Origin of the sequence: Sphingomonas sp. BK345, from assembly GCF_014193845.1 — a bacterium.
Lineage (GTDB): Bacteria > Pseudomonadota > Alphaproteobacteria > Sphingomonadales > Sphingomonadaceae > Sphingomonas.
Genome location: NZ_JACHZX010000003.1, coordinates 806,853 through 820,639, shown reverse-complemented (window position 1 = coordinate 820,639; position 13,787 = coordinate 806,853). Strand labels below are relative to the sequence as shown.

At 70.2% G+C, this 13,787-nt stretch carries 16 protein-coding genes and 1 tRNA gene; 7 read left to right on the top strand and 10 right to left on the bottom strand.

All coding sequences use genetic code 11. The features are described from left to right. A complete protein-coding gene (locus tag FHY03_RS13085) occupies positions 1–1,611 on the top strand; it encodes a sensor histidine kinase (RefSeq protein ID WP_183931247.1) in 1,611 nt (536 codons plus the stop codon). Positions 1,612–1,882: 271 nt separating this feature from the next. Next, a complete protein-coding gene (locus tag FHY03_RS13080; protein WP_183924839.1) occupies positions 1,883–2,017 on the top strand; it encodes an entericidin A/B family lipoprotein in 135 nt (44 codons plus the stop codon). A 268-nt stretch (positions 2,018–2,285) separates the two neighbouring features. On the opposite strand, the gene tatC is transcribed toward FHY03_RS13080, so the two are convergent. From tatC to FHY03_RS13050, 6 genes are all read right to left on the bottom strand, one after another. Further along, complete coding sequence (tatC, locus tag FHY03_RS13075; protein ID WP_183924842.1) at positions 2,286–3,065, bottom strand: twin-arginine translocase subunit TatC; 780 nt, start codon at positions 3,063–3,065, stop codon at positions 2,286–2,288. Continuing rightward, complete coding sequence (gene tatB, locus FHY03_RS13070; RefSeq protein ID WP_183931245.1) at positions 3,062–3,496, bottom strand: Sec-independent protein translocase protein TatB; 435 nt, start codon at positions 3,494–3,496, stop codon at positions 3,062–3,064. Before tatB ends, tatC begins: the two co-directional genes overlap by 4 nt. 26 nt (positions 3,497–3,522) lie before the next feature. Beyond that, entirely contained in the window at positions 3,523–3,762 is a 240-nt protein-coding gene (locus FHY03_RS13065; protein ID WP_132910323.1) for a twin-arginine translocase TatA/TatE family subunit, read from the bottom strand. 26 nt (positions 3,763–3,788) lie between these two features. Next, positions 3,789–4,370 (bottom strand): SMC-Scp complex subunit ScpB, encoded by a 582-nt coding sequence (scpB, locus tag FHY03_RS13060; protein ID WP_183924846.1) that lies wholly within the window; start codon positions 4,368–4,370, stop codon positions 3,789–3,791. After that, positions 4,367–5,101 carry a ScpA family protein gene (locus tag FHY03_RS13055; protein ID WP_311721578.1) on the bottom strand — a complete coding sequence of 245 codons (735 nt, stop codon included), beginning with the start codon at positions 5,099–5,101 and terminating at the stop codon, positions 4,367–4,369. Before FHY03_RS13055 ends, scpB begins: the two co-directional genes overlap by 4 nt. 219 nt (positions 5,102–5,320) lie before the next feature. Next, complete coding sequence (locus FHY03_RS13050; protein WP_183931243.1) at positions 5,321–6,322, bottom strand: glycoside hydrolase family 3 protein; 1,002 nt, start codon at positions 6,320–6,322, stop codon at positions 5,321–5,323. A gap of 126 nt (positions 6,323–6,448) precedes the next feature. Between FHY03_RS13050 and FHY03_RS13045 the strand changes: the two genes are divergently transcribed. After that, a complete protein-coding gene (locus FHY03_RS13045) occupies positions 6,449–7,339 on the top strand; it encodes a MipA/OmpV family protein (RefSeq protein ID WP_183924852.1) in 891 nt (296 codons plus the stop codon). 206 nt (positions 7,340–7,545) lie between these two features. Continuing rightward, on the top strand, positions 7,546–8,292 hold the full coding sequence (locus FHY03_RS13040) for an energy transducer TonB (protein WP_183924854.1): 747 nt from the start codon (positions 7,546–7,548) through the stop codon (positions 8,290–8,292). Positions 8,293–8,365: 73 nt separating this feature from the next. On the opposite strand, the gene FHY03_RS13035 is transcribed toward FHY03_RS13040, so the two are convergent. After that, positions 8,366–8,923 (bottom strand): L,D-transpeptidase family protein, encoded by a 558-nt coding sequence (locus FHY03_RS13035; protein WP_183924856.1) that lies wholly within the window; start codon positions 8,921–8,923, stop codon positions 8,366–8,368. 220 nt (positions 8,924–9,143) lie between these two features. Here FHY03_RS13035 and FHY03_RS13030 point away from each other — a divergent pair, with 220 nt between their 5' ends. Then, entirely contained in the window at positions 9,144–9,905 is a 762-nt protein-coding gene (locus tag FHY03_RS13030; protein WP_260158903.1) for a murein L,D-transpeptidase catalytic domain family protein, read from the top strand. Between the two features lie 4 nt (positions 9,906–9,909). Here FHY03_RS13030 and FHY03_RS13025 read toward each other — a convergent pair whose 3' ends face one another. Then, on the bottom strand, positions 9,910–10,218 hold the full coding sequence (locus FHY03_RS13025; protein ID WP_183924858.1) for a chorismate mutase: 309 nt from the start codon (positions 10,216–10,218) through the stop codon (positions 9,910–9,912). A 125-nt stretch (positions 10,219–10,343) separates the two neighbouring features. Here FHY03_RS13025 and FHY03_RS13020 point away from each other — a divergent pair. Then, positions 10,344–10,417 (top strand) — tRNA-Gly (locus FHY03_RS13020). 84 nt (positions 10,418–10,501) lie between these two features. Here the strand turns inward: FHY03_RS13020 and FHY03_RS13015 are convergent. Both FHY03_RS13015 and FHY03_RS13010 read right to left on the bottom strand, forming a co-directional pair. Beyond that, on the bottom strand, positions 10,502–10,789 hold the full coding sequence (locus tag FHY03_RS13015; protein WP_183931241.1) for a hypothetical protein: 288 nt from the start codon (positions 10,787–10,789) through the stop codon (positions 10,502–10,504). A 206-nt stretch (positions 10,790–10,995) separates the two neighbouring features. Further along, positions 10,996–12,111 (bottom strand): mechanosensitive ion channel family protein, encoded by a 1,116-nt coding sequence (locus FHY03_RS13010; protein WP_260158902.1) that lies wholly within the window; start codon positions 12,109–12,111, stop codon positions 10,996–10,998. Positions 12,112–12,568: 457 nt separating this feature from the next. Between FHY03_RS13010 and hppD the strand changes: the two genes are divergently transcribed. Beyond that, on the top strand, positions 12,569–13,633 hold the full coding sequence (hppD, locus tag FHY03_RS13005) for a 4-hydroxyphenylpyruvate dioxygenase (protein ID WP_183924862.1): 1,065 nt from the start codon (positions 12,569–12,571) through the stop codon (positions 13,631–13,633). Positions 13,634–13,787: the final 154 nt, after the last annotated feature.

Sequence of the window (13,787 nt, the reverse complement as noted above, 5' to 3'; positions counted from 1 at the left end):
GTGGCGGCGACCGAAGCCGCTGACGTCCCGCGCCCGCCCGCGGGGCGGGGCGAGCTCGTCGGTCGTTGGCCGACGGGCGCCAAGCTTTTCCTGATTCTCAGCATCGCGCTCCTGCCGCTGGCACTGATCGCGATCTTCGCCACGCTGCGCGTCACCCAGATCGCCGACACCGAGCTGCGCTCGCACCTGCGCGTCGCGGCGGCTGAGTCGAGCCGCGCGATCGCCATCGAGCTAGTCGGCGACATGACCGCGCTGCGCGTCGCGGTCGACGCGCTCACCGCCGATCGCGGCGACGCGCCGAGCTGCGCACGCGCACAGGGCGTGTTCGCGCAACAGTCGGCGGCGGGCACCGGCTTCGTCATCCTCGATCGCCTCGGCCGGCCGATCTGCGGCGAGCCCTTCCCCGGCGCCGCCGCCTTCGCGCGCCAGTCCGATCCGGCGGTGGTCAGTGCGCGGCTGATCGACGGTGCGGCGGGCGGTCGGCGTGGGCTGATGCTGCGCATCGCTGGCCGTGCCAATGGGATCAGCGCGGCCGCCTATTTTCCTGCCGCCTTCCTCCAGCAACTCAGCCGGCCCAGCGGCTTTGCGCTCGACTATGGCTCGACGCTGACACTCGGCAACCAGCGGCTGGAACTCGACCCGCTGAAGCGCGAGAGCGCGTTCGAGCGGCGCGAGGCGGCGCGCAACGATCTCGCCGTCGCCGGGCTGGCGCTGGAGATGCAGGTGCGCAGCGCACCGATCAGCTCGCCGCTGCTGATCGCGCTGGCGCTGCCGCTGCTGATGTGGGCGCTGGCCGCGGCGATCAGCTGGTTCGTGGTCGATCGCCTGCTGATCGCGCCGCTGCGCGCCCTGCGCGGCAGCATCGCCGCCTACGCGCCCGGCGACCAGCCCGACCCCGCGATGCTGCGCGCGCTGCCGGCGCAGGAGATCCGCGACCTCGGCGACACGTTCCGCGCGCTCAGCCGCACCGTGGCGCTGCACGAGGCCGGCCTCGCCGAGGGGTTGGTGCGCCAGACCAAGCTGACGCGCGAGGTGCACCATCGCGTCAAGAACAACCTCCAGGTGATCTCGAGCCTGATCAACTTCCACGCGCGCGGCGCGCGCAGCGCGGAGGCGACCCAGGCCTATGCCTCGATCCAGCGCCGCGTCGACGCGCTCGCGGTGGTCCACCGGTATCACTTCGCCGAGATGGAGGAGAATCGCGGGGTCGGGCTGCGCTCGGTGTTGGGTGAGCTGGCCTCGAGCATCCGCGCCACAGCGCCCGAGGGCACGCGGATCGGCATCGTGCTCGACATCGACCCCTTCTACGTCACACAGGACGTGGCAGTGGCCGTCGCCTTCCTCGTCACCGAGTTGGTAGAATTGGCGATGACCTGCGCGCCCGAGGCGCAGTTGCGCATCTCGCTCAAGCCCGTCGCGGGCACGGCGGAGAAGGCGATGCTGCGGCTTTCCTCGCGCGCACTCGTCGACAGCGACATCCTGCGCGACGGGCTCGGCCACCGCTACGGCCGCGTGATCGAGGGGCTGACCCGCCAGCTGCGCTCGTCGCTGCAGCACGACCCGCTTTCAGGTGCCTATGAGATTGCGGTGGCGGTGACCGGCAGCGAGTGAATCCGCGATCCGCATCGCTTTGGAAAATAATGCCGAGGCAGCGGAACCGTTCAAGGGAAGGTCCGTTGAGCAGATCGGACAGCGACCTTATGCCCCCCCGCTCTCGCTGTCCGCGACATAGGCCCGGAAGCGTCCACCCCTCCCCCCCCGGTGACGCTTCCGGGCCTTTATCGTCTCACCGACATCGCCGATCTCGCCCGCAAGCTATTGCAGCGGCGGAACGATCGTGGCGGCCGCGCATTGTTGGCATGATCTTCTAGGAGGCGGTTCGATGCGTAAGGTGATGACGGTCGCGGCACTGGCCGGTGTGATGCTGGTGGCGGCGTGCAACACGGTCGGTGGCGTCGGCAAGGACGTCTCGTCCGCCGGCGACGCGGTCAGCACCGCGGCGGATAAGTCGAAGTAACGGGATCCCTTCGGGGTCGCACGGGAGGCGGGTCGCGGCGACGCGGCCCGCCTTTTGCTATGGGGTGGCGTAGGGTGCAGTCGCGGGGCGGCATGGTGCGGCGGCGATGCTCGTGCCTCTTCCTTCCATGGGAGGCGAGGTGGCAGGCCACGGACCTGACGGAGGGGTGACCCGGCCCGTCAGGGTCAGTGAACTCACCACCCGCGACATCCCTCCGTCGGCGCTACGCGCCGCGACTACTCCTTGCAGGGGAGGCTTTTAGACCGCCCTACTCCGCCTCGAGCGCGGCCGCCGTCTCACGCGCGCGCTTTCGCTCGGTGAACCAGATGCCGACGATCGCCAGCTCGTAGAGGATGACGAGCGGGATCGCGAGCAGCAGCTGCGAGCCGACATCGGGCGGGGTCAGCACCGCGGCGATGGCGAAGGCGCCGACGATCGCGTAGCGCCGCGCACCGATCAGCTGCTTGCGGGTGACGATCCCGGCCCGCTCCAGCAGCATCAGCAATACCGGCAGCAGGAAGGCCGCGCCGAAGCCGAACAGGAACTGCATGACGAAGCTGAGGTAATAGCCCATCGCCGGCAGTGCCTGCTGGTGCACGCCGCCGACCGTGCCGGAGAAGCCGAGCAGGAAGTGCAGTGCCATCGGGATGGCGACGTAATAGGCCATCGACGCGCCCAGCAGGAACAGCAGCGGCGTCGCCAGCAGGAAGGGCAGCAGCGCACGCTTCTCCTTGCGGTACAGGCCGGGCGCGACGAACTGCCACAGCTGCATCGCGATCACCGGGAAGGAGATCATCATCGCGGCGAAGAAGGCGACCTTCACCTGAACGAAGAACGCCTCGAACAGCTGGGTGTAGATCAGCGTCTTCTGCCCCGCGCTCAGCAGCGGCTGGACAAGAAAGGCGAAGATATCCTCGGCGAAATACCAGCAGACGCCGAACGACAGCACCACCGCGGCGATGCAGTAGAGGAGGCGGCGGCGCAGCTCGAGCAGATGGTCGAGCAGCGGCGCGCGGCTATCTTCCAGCTCGTCCACGACCTCGCTCACGACGGCGCCTTGCTGTCGGCCGCCGGAGCCTCGTGCGGCCCGCCCGGCACGACGCGCGGCTGCTCCACCATCACCGGCGGGTGATCGTCCTGCGCGTGATCGTACGACGGCGCCAGCGACGCGTCAGAGGGCGCGTGCTCGATCTGCGCGGGCGCGTGCTCGCCGGACGCTGGCTCGGGTGGGGGCGGCGGGATCATCGGGTGCTCACGCATGATCCGCTCGTTCTCCGCCTTCCACTTCTTCTCCATCTCCTCCAGCTCGGCCTCGCGCACCATCTCGTCGAAGCCGGCGCGGAACTGGCGCCCGACCGCGCGCGCGCGGCCGACCCAATAGCCGACCACCCGCATCGCCTTGGGCAGGTCCTTGGGGCCGATCACCACCAGCGCGACCAGCGCGACCAGCAGGAACTCGGACGAATCGATGTTGAACATTCAGCGTGCCGGCCGGATGCGAGGGATCAGCGCCGCTCCTCGCGGACTCGGTCGGCGTCGCGATCGAACGCAGGCTCGGCGCTCGACTGCGCCTCGATGCGCGGCTTGGGCGCACGATCCTCGGCGTCCTCCTCGGCCATGCCCTTCTTGAAGTTCTTCACGCCCTTGGCGACGTCCCCCATCAGGTTCGAGAAGCGCCCGCCACCGAGCAGCAGGACCGCGACGATCGCGAGGATGAGGATATGCGGAAGACTGAAGCTGCCCATCACGGAATCTCCTAATTACGTGTCATCTAGTCGTCGTCGGCGTCTTTTTCCACCGCGAGTTGCTCGAAGGCGAGATCGACCGGATCGAGCAGCCCGGCGGCGCGCAGATCGTCGAGCCCGGGCAGGTCGCGCCGGCTCGCCAACCCGAAATGGGACAGGAACTCGGGGGTGGTCGCATAGGTGAGCGGGCGCCCCGGCACCTCGCGCCGCCCGGCGGGGCGCACCCAGCCCGCCTCCATCAGCACGTCGAGCGTCCCCTTGGCGACCTGGACGCCGCGGATCGCCTCGATCTCGGCGCGGCTGACCGGCTCGTGATAGGCGATGATCGCGAGCGTCTCGATCCCGGCGCGGCTGAGCCGGCGCACCTCCTCGCGATCGCGCCGCAGCAGGTGGGCGAGATCGGGCGCGGTCTGGAAATGCCAGCGCCCGCCGCGCTCGACCAGCTCGACCCCGCCGCCGCGGTAGCGCGCCGCCACCGCGGCGAGCGCGGCGCGCAGGTCGCTGCTGCCGTCACCGTCGCCGACATAGGCGCGCAGCGAGTCGATCGACAGCGGCTCGGCGCTGGCGAACAGCACCGCCTCGACCGCGCGCTCGATCGCCGCGCTCACGCCGCCGGCCGCCGCAGGTAGAGCGGCGCGAACGGCGCCTCCTGCCGCAGCTCGACCCGCCCCTGCCGCGCCAGCTCCAGCGCGGCGAGGAAGCTCGACGCCAGCGCCGAGCGGCGCAGCGCGATGCTCGCCTGCTCGGGCAGGAAGGCCTCGATCGCGCGCCAGTCGATCGCGCTGCCGACCAGCGCCGCGACTCGCGCGATCGCCGCCTCCAGCGTCATCACCTCGCGGTCGTGGACGACGTGCATGACCGGGCGCGAGCGCGCCGAAACGCGGCCGTATGCGGTCATCAGCTCGTACAGATCGGCGGTCCACTGCGCCTTGCGCACCACCCGCAATCCTTCGGGTGCCGCGCGACGGAACACGTCGCGCCCCAGCCGGTCGCGCGCCATCAGCCGCGCGCCGGCGTCGCGCATCGCGTCGAGCCGCTCGAGCCGCAGCTGCAGCCGCATCGCCAGCTCGTCGGCGTCGGGCTCCACCTCGGGGTCGCGCGGCAGCAGCAGCGCCGATTTGAGATAGGCCAGCCACGCCGCCATCACGAGATAGTCGGCGGCGAGCTCGAGCTGGAGCACGCGCGCGCGCTCGACGTAGCGCAGATACTGCTCGACGAGCGCGAGGATCGAGATCTCGCGCAGGTCCACCTTCTGCGCGCGCGCGAGCGACAGCAGCAGGTCGAGCGGACCTTCCCAGCCCTCGAGATCGAGCGTCAGCTGCTCGGGCGCGTCGCTCACCGGGTGCGGCCGACGCGAGAGGGCAAGGTGCTGACGCGGCACATGCGCCATACCGTGGCACGTCACTCGGACCGGGGCTAGAGGGGCCACACTCCTGTTCCCCGGCGGAAGCCGGAGCCCAGTTGGGGACGATGGTGAGACCCACGACGGCCTTCCCAACTGGACCCCGGCTTTCGCCGGGGAACAGCCGCATCGAGCGGCTCAGCCCCCCGCCGAAGCCTACACCAGCGCCAGCAACCGGTCGCGCGTGTCGAGCAGCGCCGCCATGTCGCCCGCGGGTGGGGTCAGCGTCGCCATCGCGCGCTCCAGCCGCGCCAGCGACACCGGCGCGATGTCGTCGAGCCGCGCGACGATCTCCTCCATCTCGGGCATGCGCGCCCAGCAGTCGAGCACCAGGTCGCAGCCCGCCGCGATCGCGCCTGCCGCTTTCTCGCCCGCGGTGCCCGAGAGCGCCTTCATGTCGATGTCGTCGGTCATCAGCAGCCCGTCGAAGCCGATCCGCCCGCGGATCACCTGCTCGATCACCACCGGCGACAGCGTCGCCGGCCGCTCGCGATCCCAGGCCTCGAAGACGATATGGCTCGTCATCCCCATCGGCGCGTGCGCCAGCGCGCGGAAGGGGGCGAGATCGTCCTCCAGTTCCTCGGCCGAGGCGGTGACGGTCGGCAGGTGGTAGTGCGTGTCGAGCAGCGCGCGGCCGTGCCCCGGCATGTGCTTGACCACGCCGACGACGCCGCCCGCGGCCAGCCCCTCCAGCGTGGCCCGTCCCATGGCGGCGACTCGCATCGGCTCGCCCCCGAAGGCGCGCGACGCGATCGCCTCGGTCGTGTCGGGGCGCGCCACGTCGACAATCGGATGGCAATCGACCGTGATCCCCACCTCGGCGAGCATCAGCCCCAACGCGTGCGCGTTGGCGCGTGCCGCCTCGATCGCGGAGATCGGGGCGAGATCGTACAGCCGGTCGAACGCGGGGCCGGCGGGAAAAGCGGGCCACTCGGGCGGCCCCAGCCGCGCCACGCGCCCGCCCTCCTGATCGACCAGGATCGGCACGTCGTCGCGCCCCTCGAGCGCGCGCAGCGAGTCGGTCAGCGCGCGCAGCTGGGCACGATCCGCCACGTTGCGCTTGAACAGGATATAGCCCGCGGGGCGCGCGGCGCGGAAGAAGTCGCGCTCGGACGCGCTGAGCTCGAGGCCGGACAGGCCGAAGATGACGGGCTTCATGCGCGGCTTGTAGAGCGCGCGGGCGGACGTGGGAAATCCTCTATGATAGGCAGGCGCGGCTGGCGCCGGAGCCGGCGCGCCGATCGCGCGTTGATCGGGGTCAACCGCGGCGCTGAGGGGGGTCGCATGTCGTACCGCACACTGGCCGGGCTCGTTCTCGCTACGACGGTAGCAGCGATCGACGCGCCGCGCGCCGTCGCGCAACAGCCCGCCGGACCGCCGGACGGTACCGCGCCCAAGCAGGCCACCCCCGACGTGCTCGCCGACCAGCCGCTGATCCCGACCGAGCCGGGGCAGGAAAAGCGACGCGAGCCGCTGCGCGTGCGCCTCGGGCTTGGGCCGCAGCTGGTACCCGGCTTTCCGGGCAACGACGCGCTGCGGCTTACCCCGATGATCAGCGTCGCACGCGCGCGCGGCGACACGCCGTTCGGCTATGGCGCGCCCGACGACGGCACGACGATCGCGCTGATCCGGCGCGGCCGCACCGAGTTCGGCCCGACGGTGGAGCTGCAGGGCCGGCGCCGTACCGACGACATCGTGCCCGGCCTCCCCGCGGTCGGCCGCACCGTCGAGCTGGGCGGCTATGCGCAGACCTGGACCGACGACCGCTGGCGCTGGCACGGCGAGGTACGCAAGGGCCTGGGCGGGCACGAGGGCTGGATCAGCCAGCTCGGGGTCGATTACGTCCGCCGCGACCGTGACGCCTGGCTCGTCTCGCTCGGCCCGCGCGTGGTGGTGACCGACTCACGCTACCAGCGCGCCTGGTTCGGCGTCTCCCCCGAGGCGGCGGGGCGGACCGGACTGGCGGCCTACTCCCCCGGAGGCGGGATCCAGTCGTTGGGCGCGACCAGCCGCGTGATCTACGCGCTGACGCCGCGCTGGGGCGTGCAGGCACAGGCGGTGTACCAGCGGCTGATCGACGACGCCGCGCGCTCGCCGGTGATCCGGCGAGTGAACTCGCAGGACCAGCTCTCGGCGGGGATCGCGCTTACCTATACCTTCTCGATCCGACGGTGATGCTGGGGCGCGCTCGGTGAGGTGTCGCGCGCGCCTTACCCGTCGGAGTGACCATCTTCTGTCCTTTTACTTCAAGGGGGTCGACCTGATGATACTGGTTAAAATGACAGTGTAGTGCCCGGCGCCGTCGTGGGATGCCGCGACGACCGCCGTGCGCGCCTCACCCGCTCACGCGCAATTCATCGCGGACGCTCTATATAGCGCCTATGTACGCGGCAGCTCGGCAGGATCGGTACGGCGCGGCGCTCGCCTCGGCGGCGCTGACGCTGCTGCTCGGCTGGGCGCTGCTGGTCGGGCTCGCCGGCGGCGCGGCGCGCGAGCGGGTCGACCAGGGACTCGCCTTGTTCCAGCCCACGCCACCGCCGCCGCGCCCCGAGACCAAGGTGGCGCCGCAGCGCGCGACGAGCCCGCGCCGCTCGGGCCGCGCTGCCCCGCCCAACATCCGCAGCCAGGCGACCCAGGTGGCGGCGCCGCGCCCGATCGTGGTCGTGCCGGTGCCGCCCCCGCCGATCACCGTCGCGCTCCAGCCGTTCGCCGGCAGCGCGCCGACGCAGGGCGCGACCGAGCGGGTCGGCCCCGGCACCGGCGCGGGCGGGGCGGGCGACGGGACCGGCAGCGGTGGCTGGGGTGACGGGGACGGCGGCGGCGGCGGTGATCGTGCCCCGCTGTGGAAGCGCGGCCGGCTGACCGACGCCGATTATCCCCGGGAGGTCGGCGAGGCGGGCTTCCAGGGCACCGTCACGGTCAAGTTCCTGGTGTGGACCGACGGGCGCGTCCGCGACTGCGAGGTGATGCGATCGAGCGGCAGCGCGGCGCTCGACGCGACGACCTGCCGCCTGATCCAGCGCCGCTTCCGCTACGACCCCTCGCGTGACGCGGCCGGCCGGCCGGTGCCGGCGTGGATCCTTGAGAATCACGAGTGGGTGATCGAGGCGGAACCCGCGACGCGCTGACCGTCGTCGCGACGTGCTGCCCGCGCGGCGCCCCCTCGGCGCGCGCTCCTCGTGAAGCGTATCGGCGGTGACGCTACCGCCGCGCGAGTTCGCGTCCGCCGCCCGGCTCCATCATGGCGCCGGCGACATACGCCTCGTCGGTCACCTCGACCGTGGCGCCCAGCGCGGTCGCGGCGAACAGCTTCTTGGCGAAGGCGGCAGGCAATCGCACACAGCCGTGCGACGCCGGGAAACCGGGGTTGCGTCCGGCATGGAGCGCGACGCCGTCCCAGGTCAGCCGCTGCATGAACGGCATCGGTGCGTCGTCGTAGAGGTTCGAGCGATGCATCGCTTTCTTCTCGAGGATCGTGAAGCGGCCGAGCGGCGTCGGCTTCTCGTCCGAGCCGGTCGACACCGACGAGGCCGCGATCATCTTGCTCCCGCGAAACACATAGGCGCGCTGGTCGGGCAGAGAGATCAGCACGCTCACCGGGCCGGTGGCAGCGGCGTCGTCGGCCCAGAGGTAACGGCCGGGCGCCATCACCGCCGCCGCCTCGGTGATCGCGCGGTCGTCCATCGTCTCCGCCCGCGCGGCCGGCGTCGCACCGACGACAAGCGCGATCGCACCGACCAGCGGCAGCACGGAACTCATGGTTCCACGAGCAGCGAATCGCCGCATCAAGGCCTCCATCACGATCGAATTATCGCCCGTCACGCGCTCGCGCCCGGGCCAGTCGCTGCAACAAACGCGCCGTTAGCCTTTTGGTGCCAGCGACGAAGCGTTGCGCTTTCACGGCAAGTGATCGGAACGAGCGCACGACACGCCGCAAACGTTGACAATCGTTAACCAGGTCCATGCTATACCCCAGCCAATGGAGCGGGGATTAACCGAAGTGATGATGGACACGCACGACCGGGTGCATTCGCGCCGTGCTTTGTTGAAGACCGGCGGACTGTTCGCGGGTGCTCTGATGATCCCGGGCGCGGTGTCGGCAGGGATGCGCGATCGCGCGCGTGGCAACCCTGAAAGCCTGGTACCGCATGATTTCTTCCAGACGCCGCACGCCCCGGCACCGCGCCCGGTGATGGCCGCGCCGGCACGGCCGACGGCGATCTCGGCGCCCGGGGTCAACCCGCGGCTGCTGCAGCGCGCGATGGCGGCGCTCGAGCGTCATGGCGACCGGATCGCCCAGCGCGATCGTATCGCCGTGGCCGACTTCAGCACGGGCTCCAGCGAGCCGCGCTTCCACCTGATCAACCTGGAGAGCGGTCGCACCGTCTCCAAGCTCGTCGCGCACGGCAGCGGCTCAGACCCGACGCACACCGGTTATCTCCAGCATTTCTCCAATACCGACGGTTCGAACGCCTCGTGCGAGGGCGCCTTCCTCGCGGCCGACTATTATGTCGGCAAGCACGGCAAGTCGCAGCGGCTGATCGGTCTCGACCGCACCAACGACAATGCGCTGTCGCGCGCGATCGTGGTGCACGCCGCTTGGTACGCCAACCCCGAGATGATCCGGCAGCGCGGCATGTTGGGGCGCAGCCAGGGCTGTTTCGCGGTGGGCGAGAGTGAGCTGGCGGAGGTGTTCGAGCGGCTCGGGCCAGGCCGGATGATCTACGCCGCCAAGGTGTGAGGCGTCACGCGCCCCGGCGGTCGAACGCGGCCAGCTCATAGGCGATCGACGCCTCGACCAATCGCTCCCACAGCGCCGCGATCACGTCGCCGGGCAGCCCCTGCGCTTCCGCCGCTGCGCGCGCCTGCGCGATCACCTGCGCCTTGCGCGCCTCGTCGCGGACGTGACCGCGCTCGGGTTTGATGCGCGCCGCGGCGTCCATGTAATCGAAGCGGCGGCGCAGTAGCGCGACCAGCTCGCGGTCGAGCGAGTCGACGCCCGCGCGCACCTCCGCCATGTTGGTGCAATCGGGGCCTGCCAGGATCTCGGTCATGCCGCGCTGCCTGCCCGCGTGGGGCGATGCTGTCCAGAGCGGCGCTCTGCCGTGGCAGCGGGGATGACGCTTGCCCGCGCGTCACGAATCGGTTAGGCGCGCTGGGCCTTCCGGCGCGCCGGGATGCGGGTGTAGCTCAATGGTAGAGCAGAAGCTTCCCAAGCTTACGACGAGGGTTCGATTCCCTTCACCCGCTCCATTGTAATCGCTCGGCTTTCCGCTTCGCGGGCGACCTCCATTCCAACTCTGGCGACTTGGAATCGCCGTGAGCAGCGCCCGGTCGTCAGCGTAGAAGCGGAAGTGCGGGTCGAACGTCACCGCACCACCCCGCGGCGCCGCGTCGATCGTCGGAGTAGGTCACGCCCGACGCGCGCAGCTCGCCGCGCATCCGTGCGAGCGGGCGCGAATCGGTCTCCTCGCCCATCGAAGCGGGCAGCTCGTCGCTCGACAGCACCTCGTAGCGCGCCAGCGCACCGTCGACGATCATTGTCGCGGCCATCACACGTGCCTGGGTACGCCGCTCGTGTGCCGCCCCCGCCACGTCCTTGAGCCCGCGTCGGACTTGGTTCACCGCTACACGCAGCTAGCAAGCTCAATACTTTGCCGATCACAGCTAACGACAACATATTCACTAAGAGCATTCTTCTAGGGCGAGCGCAGCGTCGCGGACTGATGCTGCACTCTAGTCTGAGAACATCGGCCCTGCGAGCGTGGACCCTCATTGCAGGTCGGCACGCGGGCGATCTGTTCTCTATTGAACCGCCTTTCGACAGGGCCTTAGCGCCCTGGCAGCCGTTCCGGGTCAGGCACGGCTGCTGTCTCGCCCTCCACCAGCACCCGACGCCGCAGCAGCGCCTCGGGCATCTCGGCGCGGATGTAGGCGAGCAGCGCCTCGCGCACGTCGCAGCGCAGGTCGAACGCGGTGGAGGCGTCGCGCGCGGTCATCAGCCCGCGCAACTCGATCGAGCCGTCGGGCTTGGTGTCGGTCACCTGCAGGTTCCAGAAGCGCTTGTCCCAGCGCGGATTGCCCGTGACGATCTCGCCGAGCTTCCCGCGCAGCCGCTCGACGTCCACCGCCGGGTCGAGATACCAGAACACGCTCCCCAATAGCGCGCTCGACTGGCGCGTCCAGTTTTGAAAGCTCTGCTCGAGGAACTTGGAGACGGGCACCACCAGCCGGCGCTCGTCCCAGATCTTGACGACGACATAAGTCAGCCGGATCTCCTCGATCCGCCCCCATTCGCCGTCCATGATCACCACGTCGTCGATGCGGATCGGCTCGGTGAAGATCATCTGGAAGCCCGCGATCAGATTCTTCAGCGCCGGCTGCGCGGCGGCGCCCACCGCCAGACCGGCGAGCCCCGCCGAGGCCGCCAGCGTCACGCCCAGGCTGCGCACGCTCGGAATCGTCATCAGCATCGTGCAGATCGTCACCAGCAGGATAAGCGAGACGATGATCTGGCGCAGGATGCCGAGCCGGGTACGGCGCCGCCGCGCGCGCAGATTGTCCTCCACGCTGATGTCGGCGCGGCGCATCATCACGTCGATCACCGTCCCGATCGCGACGATCGCGCACCAGCCCATCAGGCCAGGGACGAGCAGCGCGGAGAGCCGCGCCCACAGGGTCGCGGCGCCGCGCGTCAGGTCGAGCGCGGGCTGCACCGCTGCCAGCGCGATCGCGATCAGCAGCCAGCGCAGCAGCTTGCGCACCCGTTCGACGAACACCGCCGCGGTGCTCTCGGGGCGCGCGCGGGTGGCGCGCCGGGCCACCCAGACGATCACGCGATGCGCCACCAGCGCCAGCGCCACCGCACCCACGACATAGGAGAGACCGAGCAGCCAGTCCGGCATCTCGCGCGTCCACGCGCGCAGCGTTCGGGTCAGCGCAGTCATCGGTGCTCCCTGAGATGCGTCGTGTTCCGGCGGCGCAACGAGGGCGCATGGGCCGACGTTCCCTTGTCGTCGCGCTGAGCTGTCGACCGACGCGGTCGAGGCGGGGCACAGAGGCAGCGCGCTGTGCCCTCCACTTGGCGTCATCCTGAACTCGTTTCAGGATGCACCGATCCGTAGCCTCCGCGCCCGGTTGGGGTGCGCGGCGGGGTGGATCCTGAGACAAGCTCAGGATGACGCCAGCTTGGTGAGGGAGGTAGCGCCAAGGTTCCTCCTGTTCCGTGCCCCGGCGAAGGCGGGGCCCCAGGTGGGAAGGCTGGCGTGGCTCCGATCGACGTCATCCAGCGAGGCTTCGGCCTTCGCCGGGGCACGACGCGGGAACGCCCTATCGCCGCGACCGCGTTGACCGCACCTGGTCTCACCTGATATCGTCTCACTCGATACCATAACGAGGCCGATCATGCAGCATATCGACGTCAATCCGATGGGCCTCGACGGCTTCGAGTTCTGCGAGTTCACCGCGCCCGACGCGGACGCGCTGGCGGCGCAGTTCGAGGCGCTCGGCTTCGTCGCCACCGCGACCCATCCCACGCGCGCGCTGACGCGCTATCAGCAGGGTCGCATCACGCTGCTGATCAACCGCGAGGCCAGCGGCCACGCCGCCGACTTCCGCGCCGCGCACGGCCCCTCGGCGAGCGCGATGGCGTTCCGCGTCCACGACGCGCGCGCCGCCTATGACGCCGCGATCGCGCGCGGCGCCAAACCGGCGCCGGCGGGCCAGGCGCTCGACGAGCTCCCCGCGCTGGAGGGGATCGGCGGCTCGCTGCTGTACCTCGTCGACCGCCACGGCGCGGCGGGCTCGATCTACGACGGCTGGGACCAGGTCCCCGGCGCCGCCGCGGCGATGGCGGCGAACGACGTCGGGCTCGACCTGCTCGATCATCTCACCCACAATGTCCGTCGTGGGCAGATGCGCGTCTGGGCCGAGTTCTACGGCCAGATCTTCGGCTTCGAGGAGCAGAAGTACTTCGACATCAAGGGCAAGGCGACCGGGCTGTTCAGCCAGGCGATGATCGCGCCCGATCGCGCGATCCGCATCCCGCTTAACGAGAGCCAGGACGACAAAAGCCAGATCGAGGAGTTCATCCGCGATTACAACGGCGAGGGCATCCAGCATCTCGCGCTCACCACCGACGACATCTACGCGACGGTCGAGAAGCTGCGTGCGCGCGGCGTGAAGCTGCAGGACACGATCGAGACCTATTACGAGCTGGTCGACCAGCGCGTGCCGAACCACGGCGAGGACCTCGAGCGGCTGCGCAAGAACCGCATCCTGATCGACGGCAACGTCGGCGAGGAGGGGCTGCTGCTCCAGATCTTCACCGAGACGATGGTGGGGCCGATTTTCTTCGAGATCATCCAGCGCAAGGGCAACCAGGGCTTCGGCAACGGCAATTTCCAGGCGCTGTACGAGTCGATCGAGCTCGACCAGATCCGCCGCGGGGTGATCACCGTGGACGCGTGAGCGCGAGCACCGCGCGGGTGGCGGCAGGCGGCAGGCGGCAGGCGGGCAACGAACTGGCGAGCAACGGAACGGCCCCCTGCATCGTCGCCACGACCCATCTCTCTTCCGTCATCCCCGCGAAGGCGGGGATCCAGACGCGCTGACGTGGCCCCTC

What these genes read in the sequence shown, in the direction of transcription:
- FHY03_RS13010 (WP_260158902.1), bottom strand. Translation starts at nt 12,111, where the DNA reads ATGACTGCGCTGACCCGAACGCTGCGCGCGTGGACGCGCGAGATGCCG.
- FHY03_RS13080 (WP_183924839.1), top strand. Translation starts at nt 1,883, where the DNA reads ATGCGTAAGGTGATGACGGTCGCGGCACTGGCCGGTGTGATGCTGGTG.
- hppD (WP_183924862.1), top strand. Translation starts at nt 12,569, where the DNA reads ATGCAGCATATCGACGTCAATCCGATGGGCCTCGACGGCTTCGAGTTC.
- FHY03_RS13040 (WP_183924854.1), top strand. Translation starts at nt 7,546, where the DNA reads ATGTACGCGGCAGCTCGGCAGGATCGGTACGGCGCGGCGCTCGCCTCG.
- FHY03_RS13035 (WP_183924856.1), bottom strand. Translation starts at nt 8,923, where the DNA reads ATGAGTTCCGTGCTGCCGCTGGTCGGTGCGATCGCGCTTGTCGTCGGT.
- FHY03_RS13050 (WP_183931243.1), bottom strand. Translation starts at nt 6,322, where the DNA reads ATGAAGCCCGTCATCTTCGGCCTGTCCGGCCTCGAGCTCAGCGCGTCC.
- FHY03_RS13030 (WP_260158903.1), top strand. Translation starts at nt 9,144, where the DNA reads ATGGAGCGGGGATTAACCGAAGTGATGATGGACACGCACGACCGGGTG.
- FHY03_RS13065 (WP_132910323.1), bottom strand. Translation starts at nt 3,762, where the DNA reads ATGGGCAGCTTCAGTCTTCCGCATATCCTCATCCTCGCGATCGTCGCG.
- FHY03_RS13045 (WP_183924852.1), top strand. Translation starts at nt 6,449, where the DNA reads ATGTCGTACCGCACACTGGCCGGGCTCGTTCTCGCTACGACGGTAGCA.
- FHY03_RS13025 (WP_183924858.1), bottom strand. Translation starts at nt 10,218, where the DNA reads ATGACCGAGATCCTGGCAGGCCCCGATTGCACCAACATGGCGGAGGTG.
- tatB (WP_183931245.1), bottom strand. Translation starts at nt 3,496, where the DNA reads ATGTTCAACATCGATTCGTCCGAGTTCCTGCTGGTCGCGCTGGTCGCG.